The sequence below is a fragment of the Oleiphilus sp. HI0132 genome, assembly GCF_001635845.1.
Genome location: NZ_LWGJ01001380.1, coordinates 1 through 658, shown reverse-complemented (window position 1 = coordinate 658; position 658 = coordinate 1). Strand labels below are relative to the sequence as shown.

The window sequence follows — 658 nt, the reverse complement described above, 5'->3', positions numbered from 1 at the left end:
GCTCTATACCGTTGTGCCTAAGCTTCACTCAGTTATGAAATCGCATACTGGCGGTGATTGGAAGTCATTTACACTAACTATAAATGAAACTGGTGAGGCTAAAACCAAATTTGAATACCAATAAAAGCTATAACAAGCAGCTCCACCGGACTCCGCAAAATGTGTCGCGCTTTTTGCTGGAGCAAAAAGTCACGCCAATTTTGCTCCTCCGGTGAGCTGGGCGTTATGTGAAAAAATGGAATTCCGGAGCAGATGAAACAGATCTATAAAATTACTTATAATCCCACAGGTAAAATATATATAGGCAAGGATAGCATCGGAAGCCATCGTTATTTTGGCAGCCCGGATATGGATACAGTAAATGCAGACTTTGCAACGCTTCCTCAAGAGGTACGCAAAGATTACACAGTACGTAAACAGATACTTTGGGAGTCACCAGATTGTGAAGAGTCTGAACTAGCAGCCAAAGAGGTAGAGTTCATTCGCAAGTATCAATCTAATAACCCAGATATTGGTTACAATAGATGACCTAAATTCAATGAAAACACATAACAAGTGCCATCAATCGGACTTGGGTAAACTGTCACCGTTTTTGCAAAAAGACGCAAAAACGCCGCCACTTCACCCAAGCCGTTGTGGCAGGCGTTATATGCGCAAA

At 42.1% G+C, this 658-nt stretch carries 2 protein-coding genes; both read left to right on the top strand.

All coding sequences use genetic code 11. The annotated features are described in order from the left end of the window. The first annotated feature begins 13 nt into the window (after nucleotides 1-13). Complete coding sequence (locus A3766_RS32760; RefSeq protein WP_369808614.1) at nucleotides 14-124, top strand: hypothetical protein; 111 nt, start codon at nucleotides 14-16, stop codon at nucleotides 122-124. A 128-nt stretch (nucleotides 125-252) separates the two neighbouring features. Then, entirely contained in the window at nucleotides 253-528 is a 276-nt protein-coding gene (locus A3766_RS21220) for a hypothetical protein (protein ID WP_068511479.1), read from the top strand. Nucleotides 529-658 lie beyond the last annotated feature (130 nt).

Bases quoted from the DNA above. Each gene is read 5' to 3' on its own strand.
- A3766_RS21220 (WP_068511479.1), top strand. From the start codon at position 253: ATGAAACAGATCTATAAAATTACTTATAATCCCACAGGTAAAATATAT.